The organism is Nonomuraea sp. NPDC003201 (genome assembly GCF_053590415.1).
Genome location: NZ_JBSFTC010000621.1, coordinates 1 through 3,101, shown reverse-complemented (window position 1 = coordinate 3,101; position 3,101 = coordinate 1). Strand labels below are relative to the sequence as shown.

General features: G+C 72.0%; 3 protein-coding genes and 2 pseudogenes. All 5 read left to right on the top strand.

Annotation, left to right across the window (positions count from 1 at the left end; genetic code table 11):
- Window positions 1-603: pseudogene (locus tag ACWDX9_RS61780) on the top strand (SCO3242 family prenyltransferase); the annotation flags it as partial.
- Window positions 573-1,466: a sugar phosphate isomerase/epimerase family protein gene (locus ACWDX9_RS61775; RefSeq protein WP_449973194.1), complete on the top strand. Its 894-nt coding sequence runs from the start codon at window positions 573-575 to the stop codon at window positions 1,464-1,466. The pseudogene ACWDX9_RS61780 and the gene ACWDX9_RS61775, both read left to right, overlap by 31 nt.
- Window positions 1,411-1,917, top strand: a complete 507-nt coding sequence (locus ACWDX9_RS61770) for an EboA domain-containing protein (RefSeq protein ID WP_449973193.1) — start codon at window positions 1,411-1,413, stop codon at window positions 1,915-1,917. Before ACWDX9_RS61775 ends, ACWDX9_RS61770 begins: the two co-directional genes overlap by 56 nt.
- Complete coding sequence (locus ACWDX9_RS61765; RefSeq protein ID WP_449973192.1) at window positions 1,918-2,763, top strand: TatD family hydrolase; 846 nt, start codon at window positions 1,918-1,920, stop codon at window positions 2,761-2,763. It abuts the gene before it with no gap.
- A 3-nt stretch (window positions 2,764-2,766) separates the two neighbouring features.
- Window positions 2,767-3,101: pseudogene (locus ACWDX9_RS61760) on the top strand (metabolite traffic protein EboE); the annotation flags it as partial.

Below are 3,101 nucleotides of genomic sequence, written 5' to 3'. Positions count from 1 at the left end.
GCCGCCCTCACCGGCGCCGGCCTGGCCGCCGCCGCCATCGCCGGTGGACGCCGCGGCCTCACCGTCGCCGGTCTGCTGGCCGGTGCGGTGTGGGCCTACGACCTGGGCCTCAAACGGACGGCGGCGGGCCCCGCCTCGATGGCCGCCTGCCGCGCGCTGGACGTGCTCCTGGGTGCCGGCTCGGACGGGAGAGCCGCCGTGCCGATGGCACTGGCGGTCGGCGCGCACACCTACGGGATCAGCATCCTCGGCCGGGCCGAGGTGACGGGGGCGGTACCCGGGACAGCCGAGCGCGCGCTCGTGGCCACCACCGCGGCGGCCGGTCTGGCGGCTGCGGCCAGCCTGCGCAGGGGAGCCGCCGCTCGGGCGGGCGCCGGTGTCCTCATCGCCGGCTATCTCGCCTTCACCCTCCCTGTCCAAGCCGGATTGCGGGCCCGTCCCGATCCCGAGAACGTGCGGCACGCCGTCCGGCTGAGCATCCTCGCCCTGATCCCGCTCCAGGCGGCGGCGCTCGCCGGGAACGGGCGGTTCGGGGCGGCGGGCGCGCTGCTGTGCTCGCTGCCCCTGGGCAGATGGCTCTCGTCCCGGATGGCGACATCGTGAAGTGGGCCTACTGCACCAACGGCTTCGCCGACCACCGGCTTTCCGAGGCGCTCGCGGTCCTGGCCGATCTGGGGTACACGGGTGCGGCGATCACGCTCGACCACGGCCATCTCGACCCCCACTCCCCCGGCCTGGCGGCGGAGGTGTCGCGGATCGCCGGGCTCCTCGAACGCCTCGGCCTCGATGCCGTGGTCGAGACGGGCGGGCGTTACACCCTCGATCCCCTGCGCAAACACCATCCGACCCTCATCAGCGATGACTCTGAGCGCAGAGTGGAGTTCCTGACCACCGCGATGCGGGTCGCCGCCGATCTGGGCGCTCCCGTGGTGCATCTGTGGAGCGGGGTCCGGCCCGACGGCATGCCGGAGGCGGAGGCGTACACGCGGCTGGCCCGCCAGTGCGCACGGCTGCTCGACGAGGCCGACCACGTGGGTGTCACATTGGGATTCGAACCCGAACCCGGGATGCTCGTCGCCGACCTGGACGGCTTCGATCGGCTGCGTGCGATGCTCGGCGACCATCCCCGGTTCGGCCTCACCCTCGACATCGGGCACTGCCACTGCGTGGAGCGGGAGGACCTGCCCGCCTGCGTCCGGCGGGCGCTGCCGTACACCGTGCACGTCCAGATCGAGGACATGCGCCGCGCGGTCCACGAGCACCTGGAGTTCGGCGAGGGTGAGATCGACTTCGTGCCGGTGCTCGCCGAGCTGCGCGGTTACTCGGGTCTCGTGGCCGTGGAGCTGGCCCGGCACGGCCACGCGGCCCCGCAGGTCGCCCGCCGATCGATCGAGTTCCTGAGGAGAGCACATGAAGGAGCCGGCACAGGAGTGGCTGGCGCAGGCCGTCCGGCAGGTCGAGGCTGACCCTTACGCGATCCACCGGCTCTTCCCGCAGGCCGAACGGCGGGGCGGCCCCGGCGCCCGGAGCGCGCTGCTCGGCGCGCTGGACGGTCGCCCCGCGGTGATCCGCAACCTGTACGAGGCCGGCGACAGTGGCGAGCGGCTGGCGATCCTGACCGTCCTGCACGAGCTCGATTCGGAAGGGACGACGGTCGGGCTGGTGGAGGACGCGCTGCGCACCAATGACGCGCGGTTGGTCGCCGCGGCCCTCGGGCCGTACGGGTCGGCGTGGCTGGACGACCATGCCTTCCGTCAGGGAGTGCTCAAGTGCGTCTTCATGTCGATCCCGCTGGCCTCGGTGACCGGCCTGGAGCGCCGGTTCGACGCCGAGCTGGCCCGGATGCTGTCGGACTACGCGGCGGAGCGGCGGGCGGCCGGCCGGCCCGTTCCGCCCGATGTCATGGAGAGGATCTGAATGCGTATCTTCGACCCGCACATCCACATGACCTCCCGGACCACCGACGACTACCAGCGCATGCACGCCGCGGGGGTGCGGGCCGTGGTGGAGCCCGCTTTCTGGCTGGGGCAGCCCCGTACCAACGTCGGCAGCTTCCTCGACTACTTCGACGCGCTGCTCGGCTGGGAGCCCTACCGCGCCGCGCAGTACGGCATCCGCCACCACTGCGCGCTCGCGCTCAACCCGAAGGAGGCGAACGATCCGCGGTGCGCGGAGGTGCTGGCCGAGTTGCCGCGATACCTGCTGAAGGACTCCGTCGTCGCGGTCGGCGAGGTCGGCTACGACTCGATGACGGCGGAGGAGGAACGGGCCTTCGAGGCACAGCTCGCCCTGGCACGGGAGAACGATCTCCCCGTCCTCGTGCACACGCCGCACCGGGACAAGGCCGCCGGCACCCGCCGGACCCTCCACGTGGTCCGGGACGCCGGGATACCCCCCGAACGGGTGCTCATCGACCACCTCAACGAGCTGACCGTCGGCATGGTCGCGGACTCGGGCTGCTGGATGGGGTTCTCGATCTACCCCGACACCAAGATGGACCCGGACCGGATGGTGTCCGTCCTCAAGGAGTACGGCACGTCCAGGATGCTCGTGAACTCGGCCGCGGACTGGGGACGCAGTGATCCGCTGAAGACGCGCGAGGTCGCCGACGCCATGCTCGCGGCAGGCTTCGGCGAGGACGACGTGGACCAGGTGCTCTGGCGCAATCCGGTGACCTTCTACGGGCAGAGCGGCCGGCTCAGCCTGGAGGCGGGCACCGAGGCGGCCCCCGACTACGCCGGCAACACGATCAAGCGAGGCTGACTCATGAGGCTGCGCCACCCGGACGGCTCGACGATCCACCTCGCCTACTGCACCAACGTGCACCCGGCCGAGGACCTCCCCGGCATCCACCGCCAACTCTCCGGTATCGCCGCGCGGGTCAGAACACTGCTCGGCGCCGAACGGCTCGGCGTCGGCCTCTGGCTGCCCCGGCCGGCCGCCGGTGAGCTGCTCGCCCGGGGCGACGAACTCGCCGCGCTGCGCGAGCGGCTGACCGTGCTCGGACTGGAGGTCGTGACCCTGAACGGGTTCCCCTACCGCGGCTTCCACGACGAGGTCGTGAAATACCGCGTCTACCAGCCCGACTGGGCCGACGCCGA

What these genes read in the sequence shown, in the direction of transcription:
- ACWDX9_RS61775 (WP_449973194.1), top strand. Translation starts at nt 573, where the DNA reads ATGGCTCTCGTCCCGGATGGCGACATCGTGAAGTGGGCCTACTGCACC.
- ACWDX9_RS61770 (WP_449973193.1), top strand. Translation starts at nt 1,411, where the DNA reads ATGAAGGAGCCGGCACAGGAGTGGCTGGCGCAGGCCGTCCGGCAGGTC.
- ACWDX9_RS61765 (WP_449973192.1), top strand. Translation starts at nt 1,918, where the DNA reads ATGCGTATCTTCGACCCGCACATCCACATGACCTCCCGGACCACCGAC.